Source organism: Gluconobacter cadivus (assembly GCF_015244745.1).
In the GTDB taxonomy this organism is placed as follows: Bacteria; Pseudomonadota; Alphaproteobacteria; order Acetobacterales; family Acetobacteraceae; genus Gluconobacter; species Gluconobacter cadivus.
This window is the reverse complement of the sequence record NZ_JABCQI010000005.1, coordinates 104,927-121,049: the sequence shown is the minus strand read 5'-3', so window position 1 is coordinate 121,049 and position 16,123 is coordinate 104,927. Positions and strand designations below refer to the sequence as shown.

28 protein-coding genes are annotated in these 16,123 nt (G+C 57.2%); all 28 read right to left on the bottom strand.

Annotation, left to right across the window (positions count from 1 at the left end):
• Positions 1-38: 38 nt before the first annotated feature.
• A complete protein-coding gene (locus tag HKD28_RS08765; protein ID WP_194262303.1) occupies positions 39-209 on the bottom strand; it encodes a DUF1328 domain-containing protein in 171 nt (56 codons plus the stop codon).
• A 379-nt stretch (positions 210-588) separates the two neighbouring features.
• Positions 589-1,899 (bottom strand): MFS transporter, encoded by a 1,311-nt coding sequence (locus HKD28_RS08760; RefSeq protein ID WP_194267934.1) that lies wholly within the window; start codon positions 1,897-1,899, stop codon positions 589-591.
• A gap of 338 nt (positions 1,900-2,237) precedes the next feature.
• Positions 2,238-2,660: a 50S ribosomal protein L17 gene (rplQ, locus tag HKD28_RS08755; RefSeq protein ID WP_099286909.1), complete on the bottom strand. Its 423-nt coding sequence runs from the start codon at positions 2,658-2,660 to the stop codon at positions 2,238-2,240.
• A 27-nt stretch (positions 2,661-2,687) separates the two neighbouring features.
• Positions 2,688-3,707 carry a DNA-directed RNA polymerase subunit alpha gene (locus HKD28_RS08750; protein ID WP_011251942.1) on the bottom strand — a complete coding sequence of 340 codons (1,020 nt, stop codon included), beginning with the start codon at positions 3,705-3,707 and terminating at the stop codon, positions 2,688-2,690.
• 131 nt (positions 3,708-3,838) lie between these two features.
• A complete protein-coding gene (rpsK, locus tag HKD28_RS08745) occupies positions 3,839-4,231 on the bottom strand; it encodes a 30S ribosomal protein S11 (RefSeq protein WP_011251943.1) in 393 nt (130 codons plus the stop codon).
• Positions 4,232-4,289: 58 nt separating this feature from the next.
• On the bottom strand, positions 4,290-4,667 hold the full coding sequence (gene rpsM, locus HKD28_RS08740) for a 30S ribosomal protein S13 (protein WP_099286973.1): 378 nt from the start codon (positions 4,665-4,667) through the stop codon (positions 4,290-4,292).
• 216 nt (positions 4,668-4,883) lie between these two features.
• Positions 4,884-5,465: an adenylate kinase gene (locus tag HKD28_RS08735; RefSeq protein WP_194267933.1), complete on the bottom strand. Its 582-nt coding sequence runs from the start codon at positions 5,463-5,465 to the stop codon at positions 4,884-4,886.
• Positions 5,462-6,835, bottom strand: a complete 1,374-nt coding sequence (secY, locus tag HKD28_RS08730) for a preprotein translocase subunit SecY (protein ID WP_194267932.1) — start codon at positions 6,833-6,835, stop codon at positions 5,462-5,464. The genes HKD28_RS08735 and secY overlap by 4 nt, the downstream gene beginning before the upstream one ends.
• Positions 6,836-6,932: 97 nt before the next feature.
• A complete protein-coding gene (gene rplO / locus HKD28_RS08725) occupies positions 6,933-7,421 on the bottom strand; it encodes a 50S ribosomal protein L15 (protein WP_194262299.1) in 489 nt (162 codons plus the stop codon).
• 1 nt (position 7,422) lies between these two features.
• Entirely contained in the window at positions 7,423-7,611 is a 189-nt protein-coding gene (gene rpmD / locus HKD28_RS08720) for a 50S ribosomal protein L30 (protein ID WP_011251948.1), read from the bottom strand.
• On the bottom strand, positions 7,604-8,179 hold the full coding sequence (gene rpsE / locus HKD28_RS08715; RefSeq protein ID WP_099286913.1) for a 30S ribosomal protein S5: 576 nt from the start codon (positions 8,177-8,179) through the stop codon (positions 7,604-7,606). The genes rpmD and rpsE overlap by 8 nt, the downstream gene beginning before the upstream one ends.
• A gap of 11 nt (positions 8,180-8,190) precedes the next feature.
• Entirely contained in the window at positions 8,191-8,553 is a 363-nt protein-coding gene (rplR, locus tag HKD28_RS08710; protein ID WP_099286914.1) for a 50S ribosomal protein L18, read from the bottom strand.
• Positions 8,553-9,089: a 50S ribosomal protein L6 gene (gene rplF, locus HKD28_RS08705; RefSeq protein WP_062029308.1), complete on the bottom strand. Its 537-nt coding sequence runs from the start codon at positions 9,087-9,089 to the stop codon at positions 8,553-8,555. The genes rplR and rplF overlap by 1 nt, the downstream gene beginning before the upstream one ends.
• Before the next feature lie 10 nt (positions 9,090-9,099).
• Complete coding sequence (rpsH, locus tag HKD28_RS08700) at positions 9,100-9,498, bottom strand: 30S ribosomal protein S8 (protein ID WP_011251952.1); 399 nt, start codon at positions 9,496-9,498, stop codon at positions 9,100-9,102.
• Positions 9,499-9,510: 12 nt separating this feature from the next.
• A complete protein-coding gene (rpsN, locus tag HKD28_RS08695; RefSeq protein ID WP_011251953.1) occupies positions 9,511-9,816 on the bottom strand; it encodes a 30S ribosomal protein S14 in 306 nt (101 codons plus the stop codon).
• 132 nt (positions 9,817-9,948) lie between these two features.
• Positions 9,949-10,512, bottom strand: coding sequence for a 50S ribosomal protein L5 (rplE, locus tag HKD28_RS08690; protein ID WP_099286916.1), 564 nt, complete (start codon positions 10,510-10,512; stop codon positions 9,949-9,951).
• An 11-nt stretch (positions 10,513-10,523) separates the two neighbouring features.
• Positions 10,524-10,844 (bottom strand): 50S ribosomal protein L24, encoded by a 321-nt coding sequence (gene rplX, locus HKD28_RS08685; protein ID WP_146859703.1) that lies wholly within the window; start codon positions 10,842-10,844, stop codon positions 10,524-10,526.
• Entirely contained in the window at positions 10,844-11,212 is a 369-nt protein-coding gene (rplN, locus tag HKD28_RS08680) for a 50S ribosomal protein L14 (RefSeq protein ID WP_011251956.1), read from the bottom strand. Before rplN ends, rplX begins: the two co-directional genes overlap by 1 nt.
• 12 nt (positions 11,213-11,224) lie before the next feature.
• Positions 11,225-11,497, bottom strand: a complete 273-nt coding sequence (gene rpsQ, locus HKD28_RS08675; RefSeq protein ID WP_062029305.1) for a 30S ribosomal protein S17 — start codon at positions 11,495-11,497, stop codon at positions 11,225-11,227.
• 13 nt (positions 11,498-11,510) lie between these two features.
• Positions 11,511-11,744, bottom strand: a complete 234-nt coding sequence (gene rpmC, locus HKD28_RS08670) for a 50S ribosomal protein L29 (protein ID WP_062029304.1) — start codon at positions 11,742-11,744, stop codon at positions 11,511-11,513.
• A complete protein-coding gene (rplP, locus tag HKD28_RS08665) occupies positions 11,744-12,160 on the bottom strand; it encodes a 50S ribosomal protein L16 (protein ID WP_011251959.1) in 417 nt (138 codons plus the stop codon). Before rplP ends, rpmC begins: the two co-directional genes overlap by 1 nt.
• Positions 12,161-12,217: 57 nt before the next feature.
• Positions 12,218-12,895: a 30S ribosomal protein S3 gene (rpsC, locus tag HKD28_RS08660; RefSeq protein ID WP_011251960.1), complete on the bottom strand. Its 678-nt coding sequence runs from the start codon at positions 12,893-12,895 to the stop codon at positions 12,218-12,220.
• 3 nt (positions 12,896-12,898) lie between these two features.
• On the bottom strand, positions 12,899-13,327 hold the full coding sequence (gene rplV / locus HKD28_RS08655; protein ID WP_062029303.1) for a 50S ribosomal protein L22: 429 nt from the start codon (positions 13,325-13,327) through the stop codon (positions 12,899-12,901).
• A 2-nt stretch (positions 13,328-13,329) separates the two neighbouring features.
• Complete coding sequence (gene rpsS / locus HKD28_RS08650) at positions 13,330-13,608, bottom strand: 30S ribosomal protein S19 (RefSeq protein ID WP_011251962.1); 279 nt, start codon at positions 13,606-13,608, stop codon at positions 13,330-13,332.
• A gap of 16 nt (positions 13,609-13,624) precedes the next feature.
• Complete coding sequence (gene rplB / locus HKD28_RS08645; RefSeq protein ID WP_099286917.1) at positions 13,625-14,455, bottom strand: 50S ribosomal protein L2; 831 nt, start codon at positions 14,453-14,455, stop codon at positions 13,625-13,627.
• Positions 14,456-14,471: 16 nt separating this feature from the next.
• A complete protein-coding gene (locus HKD28_RS08640) occupies positions 14,472-14,768 on the bottom strand; it encodes a 50S ribosomal protein L23 (RefSeq protein ID WP_194255033.1) in 297 nt (98 codons plus the stop codon).
• A gap of 41 nt (positions 14,769-14,809) precedes the next feature.
• On the bottom strand, positions 14,810-15,424 hold the full coding sequence (gene rplD / locus HKD28_RS08635) for a 50S ribosomal protein L4 (RefSeq protein WP_099286919.1): 615 nt from the start codon (positions 15,422-15,424) through the stop codon (positions 14,810-14,812).
• 11 nt (positions 15,425-15,435) lie between these two features.
• Positions 15,436-16,119 carry a 50S ribosomal protein L3 gene (rplC, locus tag HKD28_RS08630; protein WP_041110841.1) on the bottom strand — a complete coding sequence of 228 codons (684 nt, stop codon included), beginning with the start codon at positions 16,117-16,119 and terminating at the stop codon, positions 15,436-15,438.
• Positions 16,120-16,123: the final 4 nt, after the last annotated feature.

Sequence of the window (16,123 nt, the reverse complement as noted above, 5' to 3'; positions counted from 1 at the left end):
GGCACCCGCCCTCTTCATATCAGCATCGTATCAGGTGATCAGAGCGCGTGCAGTCCTGCCACACCTGCGAGAATGGCCAGCACCGCAAGAACCAGAAAGAGAATGAAAAACAGTTTGGCAATGCCTGCTGTGGCGGCAGAGATGCCTGAGAAACCGAAAACGCCGGCGATGATGGAAATGATGAAGAAAACAATCGCGTAGTGCAGCATGACGGCAGTTCCTTGCCCAAGAGTTCGTGGTCATGTCGTAACGTCACGCACGTGCGGAAGTTTAATTTCTTCTTAAAAGACGCTTTCCCAGGAAAAACCCGATAAAAGATGCGGCCAACAGCCAGAAGAGTGGCTGATCCACCATCAGATCACTGACAAGTGCTTCCGTTTCTTTTGTTACCCGAGAAATTTTTGTTACGAGCGCGCTTTTACAGGAACTCTCGATCATCCCGGGCTGCAAGCGCTCCGAGTCCGTGTTCGTAAATTTTCTTCCCGCCATGACATCCTCCCAACACAAGAAAAGGCAGTCCGCTATCGGACTGCCTTTTCTTTTACATCGTCAGAACACTTAAGGGATGATCTGAATGAGACCGTCCACTCAGTGACCGACTGCCGGAGCATCTTCGCCCCGACGTGCGGTTTCTTCATTATAGCGCTGCGCTTCAGGAGAGATGGTCAAAGCCATCGTCATCCCGGCAGACAGCAGATAAATCACCGCAAACGTCCAGATCACATACTGCATGCCCGGTCCGAAAACCGCCTCACAGCCGGCAACAACAGCTGGTCCAACCCATGTGGATGCGCCCGCACCCAAACCAAGAATGGACAGTGCAGCCGCTTTCTCGCGCGGGCAGATCTGCGGCATCAGGCCCGACAGCGGCACGAAAGCCGCGACAGTCGCGCCATAGAAAATTCCTGCTGCGGCCACGGCCCAGAAATTTCCCGGAAACCAGAGCGGTACATAATAAAACAGCGGAATGGCTACGAAACCACCGATCCCACCGAAAACGGCCACGACAAACCGGTGTCCAAGCGTATCGGCAACCATGCCCGAGACAAGGTTGAACAAGATGTTGCTCAGGAAAATGAGCGACAGGAGGTTCAGCCACTGGGCAAGAGAGAAGCCGAGATGATCCACGAAAAACGCAGGCATGATTGCGAGAAACGCATATTCCGAAGATGTATCAATCACGCGGACGATACCGGCGATCAGCGTTTTCGGCTCACGCCACATGATGCTCATGGAGCCAAAGAAAATATCCTTGGTCGGAATATGGTCCGGCAGAAGGCGTTTCTTACCCGTCGGTTCATGCGTGAACAGCAGCGCAACAAGACCACCCAGAATCACAAGCCCCAGGGAACACCAGAAGGTGCGAAGCTCGCCAATTTCCGGAATGGCAAAGCGTGCGAATTGCGACCCGAGAGTGGGCAGACCTGCTGAAAAGGAAAACCAGAACCAGCCCGCGGCCGAGCCCAGCATGGCTGTCGGCGTTGCGGCGGCAATCCAGACGAGGAAGCCATACGCAAACAGCGGGTATGCAAACCCTCGCAGCGTATAGAACAGCAGAATCATCGGCCCACTGTTTGGCCCAAGTCCCAGAGCCAGAAACCCGACTTCAAGCACGCTCCACAGAATGAGGCCAAGCCACATGACTTTCTTCGGTCCCATGAGATCCGACAGAGGCCCGGAGAACCAGGCGGCGATCATCACGGTGATGCCATAAAACGTGAACATTTCATTCACGAAACCCTGCGTATGGCCATGATGGAGCATGTAGGTATCGAGATACCCCGCCTCCACACCATCACCGACCATGAACAGGAGCTGTCCCACGAACGCCCAGAACAGGGCTCTGGGTATTCCAAGGGTTTCCGCCAACCCATGTTTTGGAGGGGAAGATTCAGACATTATAACGCTCTCCAAACGCTGGACGCATCACGAACCCATCCGGGCCTCATTGCCGGGATACATATTCGATGCGTCGTGGCAGGCCCTACGAGAGTGCTCGGGCCTGTTTCTCAGAATGATGCAGCCCCTATGAAAAAGAACGACGGAGCATTCTTCAAAAGGGAGAACCCGCGCCTTGTGAAGGAGCGGAAATTCAGACTGTCTCTGAAAGAGACAGGAAAGATTCTGCAAAGAGTGCTGACTACATATCACACACTTGCGTGACCAAGAAACCACGAATCAAAAAAGGCCGGGACATTCCTGCCCCGGCCTTTTTCAACGCTTCAAAAACAGGAGCCTCAGGCGGCTTCCTGCTCCGCAGCAACGTTCTGCTTCGGTCCGCTGTCCTGGCCCTTCGCAGCGACATCGCGATCGACCAGTTCAATCACGGCCATATCGGCATTGTCGCCATAACGCACGCCAGCCTTCAGAACGCGGGAGTAGCCACCGGCACGTCCCTTGTAACGCTCGGCGACAGCCGAGAACAGCTTCGTCACGACGGCATCGTCACGCAGCTGCGCGAAGGCCTGACGACGGGCGTGCAGATCACCACGCTTGCCGAGCGTGATCAGCTTTTCGACGACCGGACGAAGTTCTTTCGCCTTCGGGAGCGTCGTCGTGATCTGCTCGTGCTTGATGAGAGCCACGGCCATGTTGCGGAACATGGCAGCGCGGTGAGAAGAGGTGACATTGAGCTTACGCCCGCTCACACCATGACGCATTGCTAGTTTTCCTTACCTTGAAAGTTCTCAGAACGTCTCGTCGAGACGCTTGGCCAGATCCTCGATGTTCTCGGGCGGCCAGGCTGGGACGCTCATGCCGAGCGACAGCCCCATACCGGTGAGAACTTCCTTGATCTCGTTGAGCGACTTGCGCCCGAAATTAGGCGTACGGAGCATTTCCTGTTCGGACTTCTGCACCAGATCGCCAATGTAAACAATGTTGTCGTTCTTAAGGCAGTTGGCGCTACGCACCGACAGCTCAAGTTCGTCAACCTTGCGGAGAAGATTGCGGTTGAACGGCAGGTCATCCTGCGGCTCTTCATGCTGGACCGGACGCGGCTCATCAAAGTTGATGAACAGCTGCAGCTGATCCTGAAGAATCCGGGCTGCAAGAGCCAGACTGTCTTCAGGCGTCACCGCACCGTTGGTCTCAACCGTCAACAACAGCTTGTCATAGTCAGTGACCTGACCGACACGCGTCTGCTCGATCTTGTAGGAAACCCGACGGACTGGCGAATAAATCGCATCGATGGGAATCAGGCCAATCGGAGCATCTTCGGGACGGTTTGCTGCTGCTGCAACATAGCCCTTGCCCATATTGACGGTGAATTCCATGCCGAGCTTCACGCCGTCATCGAGCGTGCAGATCACCAGATCGGGATTCATGATCTCGATGTCATGACCTGCCTGGATCTGGCCAGCCGTCACTTCACCTGGGCCAGTGGCCGTCAGGATCATGCGCTTGGGGCCTTCACCATGCATGCGAAGAGCAAGCTGCTTGACGTTCAGGACGATGTCCGTGACGTCTTCACGCACACCCGGCACGGCGGAGAACTCATGCAGCACACCATCGATCTGAATGGCGGTCACGGCAGCGCCCTGCAGTGACGACAGGAGAATACGACGCAGTGCATTACCGAGCGTCATGCCGAAGCCGCGTTCCAGAGGCTCGGCCACGACAGTGGCGATGCGCGAGGCAACCGGTCCGGGCTCGACTTCAAGCTTCTCCGGCTTGATGAGGGACTGCCAGTTTTTCTGGAGAACCAAGGTCGTGGCCTTTCAAACAACGAAGCACGCCAAGGGGATTGGCGGCACCTGGGCCCGCACCATCGGTGCGGTAAAAGATGCAATCACTTACAGATGCTGCGTATCGCACGCGATACGCAGCACAGCATCACTCAGACGCGACGACGCTTCCGGGGACGGCAGCCATTGTGCGGCACGGGCGTCATGTCGCGGATGGACGTAATGTTGAACCCTACGGCCTGAAGAGCACGAAGAGCGCTTTCACGCCCCGAACCCGGACCGGAGACCTCGATCTCAAGCGTTTCCATGCCATGCTCGCGTGCCTTGCGGCCGGCATCTTCTGCAGCGACCTGAGCAGCATACGGCGTGGACTTACGGGAGCCTTTAAAGCCCTGCGCACCCGACGACGACCAGGCAATCGCGTTGCCCTGTGCGTCAGAAATGGTGATCATGGTGTTGTTGAACGTGGAAAGCACGTGAGCAACACCGGAAATGATATTCTTGCGTTCCTTTTTACGGATACGCGGAGCAGCGGCCTTCGCCATGAGAGAGGTCGTCCTAAAAGTTTAAGCAAAACGTCGATGAAAAAAAATCATGCGCGGATTAGCGCGTAACCTTCTTCTTGCCTGCAATCGCCACAGCCTTGCCCTTGCGGGTACGGGCATTGGTGTGCGTACGCTGACCGCGGACCGGGAGGCCACGACGGTGACGAAGGCCACGGTAGCAACCGAGGTCCATCAGACGCTTGATGTTCATTGCGGTTTCACGACGAAGATCGCCTTCGACGCGCAGTTCGGAATCGATCAGTTCGCGGATCTTGACGATTTCGTCGTCAGACAGCTCGTTGACGCGCTTGGCATCGGGAATTTCGAGCTTCGTGCAGATGGACTGCGCTGTCGCCGGACCGATGCCATAGACATAACGCAGGGCAATGACGACCCGCTTGTTGGTCGGAATGTTTACGCCGGCAATACGTGCCACGCTTGTTACTCCCATTGAAACGGCCCGGAGCCGCTTCAGACTGTTATATCCCCAGCCATGGCCAGGTCGATGATCTTGTAGCCAAACCTGCTGCCTACCGATTCCGGCAGACGCACGAACAGTTTGGCTACACCTATGTCGAGGGCGCGCAATAGACTGCCCACCCCACCTGAGTCAAATAATAGAGATCACTTTTTCGTGATATCTGTCTGAAACTCAGTTTTTTGCCGCGCCTGTGACGATGGCATCAATCGCTTCGCCAACGCTTTCAACGTCTTTCATACCGTCAACATGAAGCAGACGCCCGGCTTTCTCATAATAAGGAAGGATCGGAGCGGTTTGCTTGCGATAGACGTCAAGACGCGCACGGACGACCTCGGGGTTGTCGTCCGGACGCCGCGTTCCGTCCTCGCCTCTGCGACTGGCGATACGCTCCACAAGTTCGTCTTCGTTGACGTCCAGCAGAATGACCGCACCGATTGTCAGATCACGCAGAGACAGCATCGCATCGAGCGCCTCGGCCTGACTTTCTGTCCGGGGAAAGCCATCAAGGATGAATCCACGCTGGCAATCCGGTTGTGCGATACGGTTCTGAATCATGGCAACGATAATCGGGTCTGGAACGAACTGTCCCTTCTCCATGATCGCCTTGGCTTCGTTGCCAATTGCCGAACCAGCGGCCACTTCAGCGCGCAGCATATCGCCCGTGGAAATCTGCTTGAAGCCATAGAGGGTTTCAAGCCGTTTGGCCTGCGTTCCCTTACCGGCTCCGGGCGGCCCAAGAAGAATGATGTTCATCGACGCCTCGTGCCTCCCTGCACTCCGCCACGGCTTCCGCGACTGCGTTGCTTGCGGATCAGACCCGAATACTGATGCGCCACCAGATGAGACTGAATCTGCGTGACCGTATCAATCGTGACCGAGACGATAATGATCAGACTCGTGCCCCCAAAATAAAACGGGACATTATATTTACTGATCAGGATCTGCGGCAACAGACACACCACAACCAAGTACAGAGCGCCGATCGCGGTCAGACGGGACAGGATCTTGTCAAAATACGTTGCCGTGCTCGCACCCGGTCGAATCCCCGGAATGAATCCCCCCTGCTTCCGCAGGTTCTCTGCCGTTTCCTCGGGATTGAATGTAATCGCCGCATAGAAATAGGAGAAGAACAGGATCATCGCAGCATAGAACAGCATGTAGAGCGGCTGCCCTTGGCCAAGCTGCTGCCCCAGAATGGAGAGCCATCCCGGCATCGAATGACCGTTCATGAAACCGGAAATGGTCACAGGAATCAGCAATACGGATGATGCGAAAATTGGCGGAATAACGCCAGCAGTGTTGACCTTCAGCGGCATGTGGGTGGAGTCACCGCCGAAAATACGGTTCCCAACCTGACGTTTGGGATACTGAATCACAACGCGACGCTGTGCCTGCTCCATGAAGACGATGAAGCCAATGACAGCAATCGCCAGAACCAGAAAAATCACCACAAAAATTGGCGAAAGCGCTCCTGTCCGTCCCAGTTCGAAAAGACTGGCCAGAGCATTCGGCAGATTGGCGACGATACCCGCAAAGATAATGAGGGAAATGCCATTCCCGACACCCCTGGACGTAATCTGCTCGCCCAGCCACATCAGGAACATCGTCCCGCCGACAAGCGTCACCACACAGGAGGCAATGAAGAACGCTCCCGGAGCTACCACAGCATTCGCACCATGCGCCGTCATGTTTTCAAGCCCGACGGCAATGCCGTAAGCCTGGAAAAGAGCGATAAACACAGTAAGATAGCGCGTGTACTGATTGAGCTTTTTACGACCCGCCTCACCTTCCTTCTTCATCGCTTCCATGGAAGGAAGCGCCGTGGAAAGAAGCTGAATAATGATCGAGGCGCTGATATACGGCATGATATTCAATGCGAACACGGTCATACGCCCAAGCGCACCGCCCGTGAACATGTCGAACATCCCCAGAATGCCACCCTGATGCTGGGCAAGAAGCTGCCCCATCACGGTCGCATCGACGCCGGGCACCGGAATATAGGTGCCAAGTCGATAGACGATCAGCGCTCCGAGAGTAAACCAGATGCGCTTCTTGAGTTCGGTCGCCTTGGAAAACGAACTCATATTGAGATTGGCGGCGAGCTGCTCTGCTGCGGAAGCCATCCACCTGTCCTTTCATGAAAACAGCGTCGCCGCACATAAGCACGGGACGCTGTTCACTATCCAACCCTAACCCGAACAAAGCCCGGGAGAAGAGAACTCAGGCCTCAGCCTGGGCGTCCTTCTTGGTCTCGAGCACCTTAACGGTACCACCAGCCTTCTCGACTGCTGCCAGAGCAGCAGCAGAAGCGCCAGCAACTTCGATGGTCACGCCATGCGAGAGTTCACCATGGGCCAGAAGACGGACACCAGCCAGCTTGCTTCCGTTGACGAGACCAGCCTTACGCAGGGTCTCCTCAGTGACGGTTGCAGCCTTGTCCAGCTTTCCGTTTTCGATGGCCTTGGAGATCGCACCGAGGTTCACCGGAGCATATTCCTTGCGGAAAATGTTCACGAAGCCACGCTTCGGCATACGACGGTACAGCGGAAGCTGACCACCTTCGAAGCCATTGAGCGAGACGCCTTCACGAGCCTTCTGACCCTTGACGCCACGGCCTGACGTCTTGCCCTTGCCGGACCCGATGCCACGTCCAAGACGCTTCTTGCGATAACGAGAACCCTCGTTGTCACGCAGTTCGTTGAGGTTCATTTCAACCCTCCACCTTGATGAGGTGGGCAACCTTGCGGATCATTCCACGCACGGCCGGAGTGTCCTCCAGCGTGCGCGTGGAACCAATTCCACGCAGACCAAGACCAGTGATGGTCTCAGCCTGGCCCGGTTTACGACCGATGACCGAAGCGATCTGCGTAACCTGAACGGTCTTGCCATTCTCAGCCATTTGTCACCTCCGCTTCCGTCTGGCCCTGCTCGCGCTTGCCAAACAGTTCAGCAGCTTTCTTGCCGCGACGGGACGCAACATGACGCGGGCTGCTGGCCTTTTCAAGCGCAGCGAAAGTTGCCTTGATCATGTTGTGCGGGTTCCGCGTTCCCAGGCTCTTGGCCACAACGTCATTGACGCCGAGGCTTTCGAACACTGCGCGCATCGGACCACCAGCGATGATACCCGTACCGGCTTCAGCCGCACGAACAACAACCTTGCCAGCACCGTAATGACCGAACGTGTCGTGATGGAGGGTACGACCTTCCTTCATCGGCACACGGATCATCGTGCGCTTTGCACGCTCGGTTGCCTTGCGGATTGCCTCGGGAACTTCACGAGCCTTGCCCGCACCGTAACCAACGCGACCCTTCTGATCACCGACAACAACGAGGGCGGCGAACGCAAAACGGCGACCACCCTTTACGACTTTGGCAACACGGTTGATGGTGACGAGCTTGTCGATCAGATCATCGCCCTGCTCGCGCTCACGACCACCACGGCCGCCTTCTCTTGGCTCACGTGCCATGTGTGATCTCCTTAGAACGAGAGTCCGCCCTCACGGGCAGCCTCTGCCAGGGCTTTGACCCGGCCATGATACAGATAAGAGCCGCGATCGAACACGACAGTCTTCACACCAGCTGCAACACCGCGTTCGGCAATCAGCTTACCGATAGCCGTAGCTGCAGACACGTCGGCACCGGTCTTGCCAGCATCGCGAAGCGTCTTTTCCAGCGTGGAGGCGCTGGCGAGCGTACGGCCCTGTGCATCGTCGATGATCTGGGCGTGAATATGCTTGCTGGAACGGAAGACCGACAGACGCGGCCGGCCGCCGCTCTTGCGACGAAGCTGGAAGCGCAGCCGCTGACGGCGGCGTTCCTGCAATCCTTGCTGCGTTGCCATTACTTCTTCTTACCTTCCTTGCGACGCAGAACCTCGGTTTCATACCGAACACCCTTGCCCTTGTAAGGCTCAGGCTTGCGGAAGCTGCGGATATCGAGCGCAACCTGACCAACACGCTGCTTGTCGTTACCCTCAACGACAATCGCGGTCGGACGCGGCGTGGTGATCTTGATGCCTTCCGGAATCGGATAGACAACATCGTGCGAGAAGCCGAGGTTCATCACCAGGTTCGAGCCCTGAACAGCAGCACGGAAACCCGTACCCTGAATTTCAAGCCCCTTGGTGAAGCCGTCCGACACACCCTTGACCGTATTGGCGATCAGAGCGCGGGTGGTTCCCCACATGGTCCAGTTTTCACGCGAACGACGACCAAGAGGAGCAACGGAAACATTGCTACCTTCGATCTTGACTTCCACATGACGGGAAACCGGAACGGTCAGTTCACCGAGCTTGCCCTTGGCTTTGAAGATGCCATCAGCAACGGAAACCTGCACGCCAGCCGGAACTTCGACGGGATATTTACCTACGCGAGACATGCGACCCTCCTTAGAAGACGCGGCAGAGGACCTCGCCGCCAACGTTGGCAGCGCGAGCCTCGACGTCCGACAGGACGCCACGCGGGGTGGACAGGATCGACACACCAAGGCCGGCATAAACGCGCGGAAGTTCCTTGATCTTCGAGTAGACGCGACGGCCGGGCTTGGAAACGCGATGGATTTCCTTGATGACCGGCTGGCCTTCTACATACTTCAGCTCGATACGGAGCTGTGCAACACCCTTGCGGAGCTCTTCAGCAGCGAAGCCACGGATGTAGCCTTCACGCTTCAGGGCTTCCAGAACGCTTGCGCGCAGCTTGGATGCAGGCGCAACGCAGACAGCATGACGGGCACGCTGCGCATTGCGGATCCGGGTCAGCATATCGCCCAGTGGATCAGACAAAGACATTCGATCTACCCTTTACCAGCTCGACTTGACCATGCCAGGAATCTGGCCGGCGGAGGCAAGATCACGCAGAGCAATACGGCTCAGTTCGAACTTGCGATAGTTGGCACGGGGGCGACCAGAAAGCTTGCAACGCAGACGGACACGGGTCGCGGATCCATTGCGCGGCATCTGGGCCAGCTTAAGGGTCGCATCAAAGCGGTCTTCAACCGACAGTGTACGATCCTTGATGATGTTCTTGAGAGCGGTCCGCTTTTCCTTGTCGCGCTTCACCAGGGCAGCGCGATGGTTATTACGGTTTACCGCTGAGACCTTCGCCATCTCGAATTTTCTCCCGGAACCTGTCAGGCCTATCCCGACGGTTTTCCAATCAGCGTGTCTATAAAGGAAAGCGGCCTTCCAATGGAAGGCCGAATCCTGATTTTAACCGTGATCGGTCTGAAAAATTATGGATCAGCCGTTGAACGGCAGATCAAAGGCCTTCAGCAGGGCCTTTGCTTCAGCATCAGACTTGGCGCTGGTCACGAAGATGATGTCCATGCCACGAACGGCATCGATCTTGTCATACTCGATCTCAGGAAACACGATCTGTTCCTTGATGCCCATGGCAAAATTGCCGTGTCCATCAAAGCCCTTGTTTGCCGGCAGGCCGCGGAAATCGCGGATGCGCGGCATGGCGATCGTCACCAGACGGTCAAGAAACTCGTACATGCGGGCACGACGGAGCGTGACCTTACAGCCAATGGGCAGACCTTCGCGGATCTTGAAACCGGCAATAGCCTTGCGAGCAAGGGTCTTGACAGGTTTCTGACCCGAAATCACAGTCATTTCCGCAAAAGCGGCATCAAGCTTCTTCTGGTCACCGGCGGCTTCACCAACGCCCATGTTCAGCACGATCTTCTCGAGCTTGGGAACCTGGAGTTCGTTGGCATAGCCAAACTGCTCACGAAGCTGCTTCTTCAGCACGTCTTCGTAACGCTGGTGCAGACGCGGCAAAGCGTTCTTCTGTTCGCTCATTGTTGCGTTCCTCAGCCTTCGATCACTTCGCCGGTTGCCTTGGCAACACGAACCTTGCGACCGTCTTCCAGAATGCGGAAGCCAACACGCGTCGGCTTGCCGCTCTTCGGATCAACCAGCTTCAGGTTGGAGAGATGGATCGGCATTTCGCGCTCGATGATTCCACCTTCTCCGCCTGCGCGGTTGGGCTTCGTGTGACGCTTGGCAATAGCCACGCCACGTACAACAGCCTTTTCGGCCTTCGGCATCACCGCGAGAACTTCGCCGCGAACACCACGGGACTTGCCGGAGAGGACCAGAACCTGGTCACCCTTTTTGATACGAGCAGCCATTACAGCACCTCCGGAGCCAGCGAGATGATCTTCATGAACTTGCGCGCACGCAGCTCACGAACCACCGGGCCAAAGATACGCGTACCAATCGGCTCCTGCTGCTTGTTCAGAAGAACAGCGGCATTCTTGTCGAAGCGGATGGCTGAGCCATCTGCACGACGAACCGGATAGGAGGTGCGAACGATAACGGCCTGATGGACGTCACCCTTCTTCACCTTGCCGCGGGGAATTGCTTCCTTGACGGACACGACAATGACGTCGCCGACCGAGGCAGTCTTCCGCTTGGAGCCGCCCAGCACCTTGATGCACTGCACCCGACGCGCGCCGGAGTTATCGGCGACGTCAAGGTTGGTCTCGGGATGAATCATGTGCCTACCCCCTTATGCGCTGACGGAAGAGGACGCTGAAGCCAGCTCCTCACCGTTGCGCGACACGACAGACCACGTCTTGCGCTTGGAGATCGGTGCGCATTCTTCAATACGAACCAGATCGCCCGTCTGGCAGACGTTTTCTTCGTCATGAGCCGCGTACTTCTTGGAGCGGCGAATAAACTTTTTGTAGAGCGGGTGCATGATGCGACGATCGACAAGAACGGTAACCGTCTTGTCCATCTTGTCGCTCGTGACCCGACCTGTCAGGACGCGCCTTGGCATCGTCCGTCTCCTCTCAGGACTTAGCGGCGGACGTTTTGGCGCCCGCACGGTTCTTCGATGTGTGAGCCAGTGTCTTGATACGTGCTACTGCACGGCGCACGACCTTGACGCGGCTTGTGTTCTCCGACTGCCCCGTGGCAGCCGAAAAACGATGGTTGATCTGTTCGCGCTTGAGGTCGAGCAGAAGAGCATTCAGCTCATCTTCGCTCTTCGCGCGCAGATCGGCAGGCTTGTACGTGTCGGCCATTACGCGTCTCCGATACGCTGAACGAACTTGGTCTTGATCGGAAGCTTTGCAGCCCCCAGACTCAGGGCCAGCTTGGCAACCTCAGGCGGAACGCCTTCGATCTCGAACAGGATACGACCCGGCTTGACACGTGCGGCCCAGTATTCGGGGTTACCCTTACCGGAGCCCATACGCACTTCTGCAGGCTTTGTCGAGACCGGAGTGTCCGGAAAGATACGAATCCACACGCGACCGGCACGCTTCATGGCACGCGTGATCGCACGACGGGAGGCTTCGATCTGGCGAGCGGTAATCCGCTCCGGCTCCAGCGCCTTCAGGCCGAAGGCACCGAAGTTCAGCTGGGTTCCGCTTTTCGCCAGACCGTGAATGCGGCCCTTATGGGCCTTACGAAACTTTGTCCGCTTCGGGGAAAGCATGTTGTTAAATCCTCAAATCAGCACCAGCAAAGGAACTGTGAGCTTTCGCTCACAGTCTTAGCGCTGGGGAGCCTGCTCCGCAGCACGACGATCCTGTGCCAGCGGGTCATGAGCCAGGATCTCACCCTTGAAGATCCATACCTTCACACCGCAGGTACCATACGTTGTCTTGGCAGTTGCCGTACCGTAATCGATATCGGCGCGAAGGGTATGCAGGGGAACGCGTCCCTCACGATACTTTTCGGCACGAGCGATTTCAGCACCACCCAGACGACCACCGCAGGTGATCCGGATGCCCTGGGCACCCAAACGCATTGCGGACTGGATTGCGCGCTTCATGGCACGACGGAATGCAACGCGACGCTCCAGCTGCTGAGCGATGTTCTCGGCAACGAGAGTGGCATCGATTTCCGGCTTGCGGATCTCGACGATGTTCAGCGCCACATCGGTCTTCGCCATACGGCTCAGTTCCTTGCGCAGCGCGTCGATGTCCTGGCCCTTCTTGCCGATCACGACGCCCGGACGGGCAGCGTAGATCGTCACGCGGGGCTTCTTTGCCGGACGCTCGATAACAACGCGGGACACGCCTGCGCCGGACAGCTTGCGACGCAGGAATGCACGAAGCTTCAGATCTTCATGCAGCAGACGCGCATAGTCTTGACCAGCGTACCAGCGGCTGTCCCAGGTACGGTTGACGCCGAGCCGAAGCCCGATCGGATTGACCTTATGTCCCATGGATCAGGCTGCCTTCTGCTCTTTGTTGGTTCCGCGAGACGGCTTCGTCTCTTCCGGTGCTTCCGCACGCTCGGCAACAACAATCTTCAGGTGGCTGAAGAACTTCTGGATCTGAGAAGAACGGCCACGGCCACGAGCGTGGAAACGCTTCATGACAATGGACTTGCCGACTTCTGCAGTCTTGACCACCAGCTGATCGACATCGAGCTGATGGTTGTTCTCAGCGTTGGCCACGGCGCTCTCAAGAGTCTTCTTAACCTGCTGCGCGATACGACGACGCGAGAAGGCAAGAGCGGCGATAGCCTTGTCAGCCGGCTGATTGCGGATCATCGCCGCAACCAGGTTCAGCTTTTGCGGGCTGACGCGGATATTGCGGGCGATAGCCTGCGCTTCCGTGTCAGCAAGCGTGCGGATATGCTTTGGCTTGCTCATTTTCAGCCCCGCTTCGACTTCTTGTCAGAGCCATGACCGGTGTAGGTCCGTGTCGGCGAGAACTCACCGAACTTGTGACCGACCATGTTCTCCGTGACCTGCACTGGCAGGAACTTGTGACCATTATAGACGCCGAACGTAAGTCCAACGAACTGCGGAAGGATCGTCGAACGACGCGACCAGATCTTGATCACTTCATTACGACCCGAAGCGCGAGACGCTTCGGCCTTACCGAACAGATACCCGTCAACGAACGGGCCCTTCCAGACGGAACGTGCCATCTCTGTTTGCCCCCTCTTACTTGCCGGACTTACGGCGACGGATGATCAGGCTATCCGTCTTTTTGTTAACACGCGTCTTGTAACCCTTGGTCGGAACACCCCACGGGGTAACCGGATGACGGCCACCAGAGGTCCGGCCTTCACCACCACCATGCGGATGGTCGACCGGGTTCATGACAACGCCACGGTTGTGCGGACGACGTCCGAGCCAGCGGGAACGACCAGCTTTGCCCATGTGCTGGTTCATGTTGTCCGGGTTGGACACGGCACCAACGGTTGCCATGCATTCACCACGAACAAGACGCAGCTCACCGGACTGCAGCTTGATCTGAGCGTAACCGGCGTCTTTACCGACCAGCTGGGCATAGGTGCCAGCGGAACGGGCCAGCTTGCCGCCAGCGCCCTGCTTCAGCTCGATGTTATGCACGATCGTTCCGACCGGCATTGCACCCAGCGGCATGGCGTTGCCAGGCTTGACGTCCGTGTGGGCGCCGGAGATGACGCGATCGCCAACCTTCACGCGCTGCGGAGCAAGGATGTAGGCGAGTTCGCCGTCTTCATACTTGATCAGCGCAATGAACGCCGTGCGGTTCGGATCGTATTCGAGACGCTCGACCGTTGCGGCCACATCGAACTTGCGACGCTTGAAGTCGACATAACGATAGGACTGCTTGTGCCCGCCGCCACGGAAACGAACTGTGGTACGACCGTGATTGTTACGGCCGCCGGACTTGTTCTTGCCTTCCGTGAGCTGCTTGATCGGCTTGCCCTTGAAGAGCTCGCTGCGATCAATCAGCACGGTGCCGCGTGTGCTCGGCGTCGTGGGATTAAAGTGCTTGAGTGCCATGGTATCCTACCCCGCGTCAGCCCAGCTTGGCTGTAAGGTCAATGGACTGACCTTCAGCAAGCTGTACATACGCCTTCTTGATGTCCGAGCGACGGCCGGGACGACCCTTGACGCGCTTGACCTTGCCCTTCTGGACCAGCGTGCTCACGCCGGTCACCTTCACGTTGAAGAGTTTCTCAACCGCGACCTTGATCTGAGGCTTCGTCGCACCGGGAGCGACCTTGAACACCACCTGGTTACGCTCGGAAAGAAGCGTCGCCTTTTCGGTGATCAGCGGTGCACGGATCACGTCATACAGGGTTTCCTGAGACATGTTCTGTGCAGTCTTGTGTGCGTTCATGACGGTATTGGTGGTCATGCCAGACGCTCCTTAAGACCCTCAAGACCGGCGCGGGTGATGACCAGCACGTCGTGGTTGAGGATGTCATAGACGTTTGCACCAATGGTCGGCAGAACGTCGATCTTCGGCAGATTGGCGATTGCGCGAGCGAACTGCTCGTCAACAGCGCCATCAACGATCAGTGCGGACGTCCAGCCCAAAGCCTTGATCTTCGCTGCGGCTTCACGGGTCTTGGTGACACCGTTGGCTGCGTCGAGAACGATCAGCTTGCCCTCGGCAGCCTTCTGCGACAGGGCGCAGATCAGGCCGAGACGACGGACCTTCTTGGGAAGGTCATAGCCGTGATCGCGAACGACCGGACCATGAACAACGCCACCCGTACGAAACTGCGGCGCACGCAGAGAGCCCTGACGGGCAGAACCCGTGCCCTTCTGACGGAAAGGCTTCTTGGTCGTGCCAGAAATCTCACCCATGCCCTTGGTACGGTGCGTACCGGCGCGGCGCTTTGCCAGCTGCCAGTGCACGACGCGTGCCATGATGTCAGAGCGCGGAGTGACCGCGAAAATCTCTTCCGGAAGCGCGACAGAGCCTGCGCTACCATTATCGAGGGTCTTGATATCGTATTCCATGCCCCTCGTCCTCAACCGGCGGCTGCCACTGTTGCTGCCGGGTACGGCGCATCAGCATGGCGAGCCTTCTTGATTGCATCGCGAATCAGCACAAGGCCGTTTTTCGCACCAGGAATTGCACCCCTGACCATGATCAGGTTGCGCTCTTCATCCACGGCAGCGATCTCAAGGTTCAGCGTGGTAACACGCTCGTCACCCATGTGACCTGCCATCTTCTTTCCCTTGAAGACCTTGCCAGGATCCTGGCGCTGGCCTGTAGAACCATGGGAACGGTGGCTGATGGAGACGCCGTGGGATGCTTCGAGACCTGCGAAGTTATGACGCTTCATAACACCCGCAAAACCCTTGCCCTTGCTCTGGCCCGTGACGTCAACTTTCTGTCCCACAACGAAGTGAGCAGCGGACAGCTTGGTTCCAGCTTCCAGCAGGGCGTCTTCAGAGACGCGGAACTCTGCCAGATGCTTCTTTGGCTCGACCTTGGTCCGGGCGAAATGGCCACGGTTCGCCTTGGTGACATTCTTCACCTTGGCATTACCAAGTCCGAGTTGAATGGCGGTATAGCCATCGCGCTCGTTCGTGCGGGCATCCACAACCTCGACATTGTCAAGGTGAAGGACCGTCACAGGCACATGCGTGCCATCTTCCTTAAACAGCCGGGTCATTCCCAGCTTCTTTGCAATCAATCCGGTTCGCATCGTC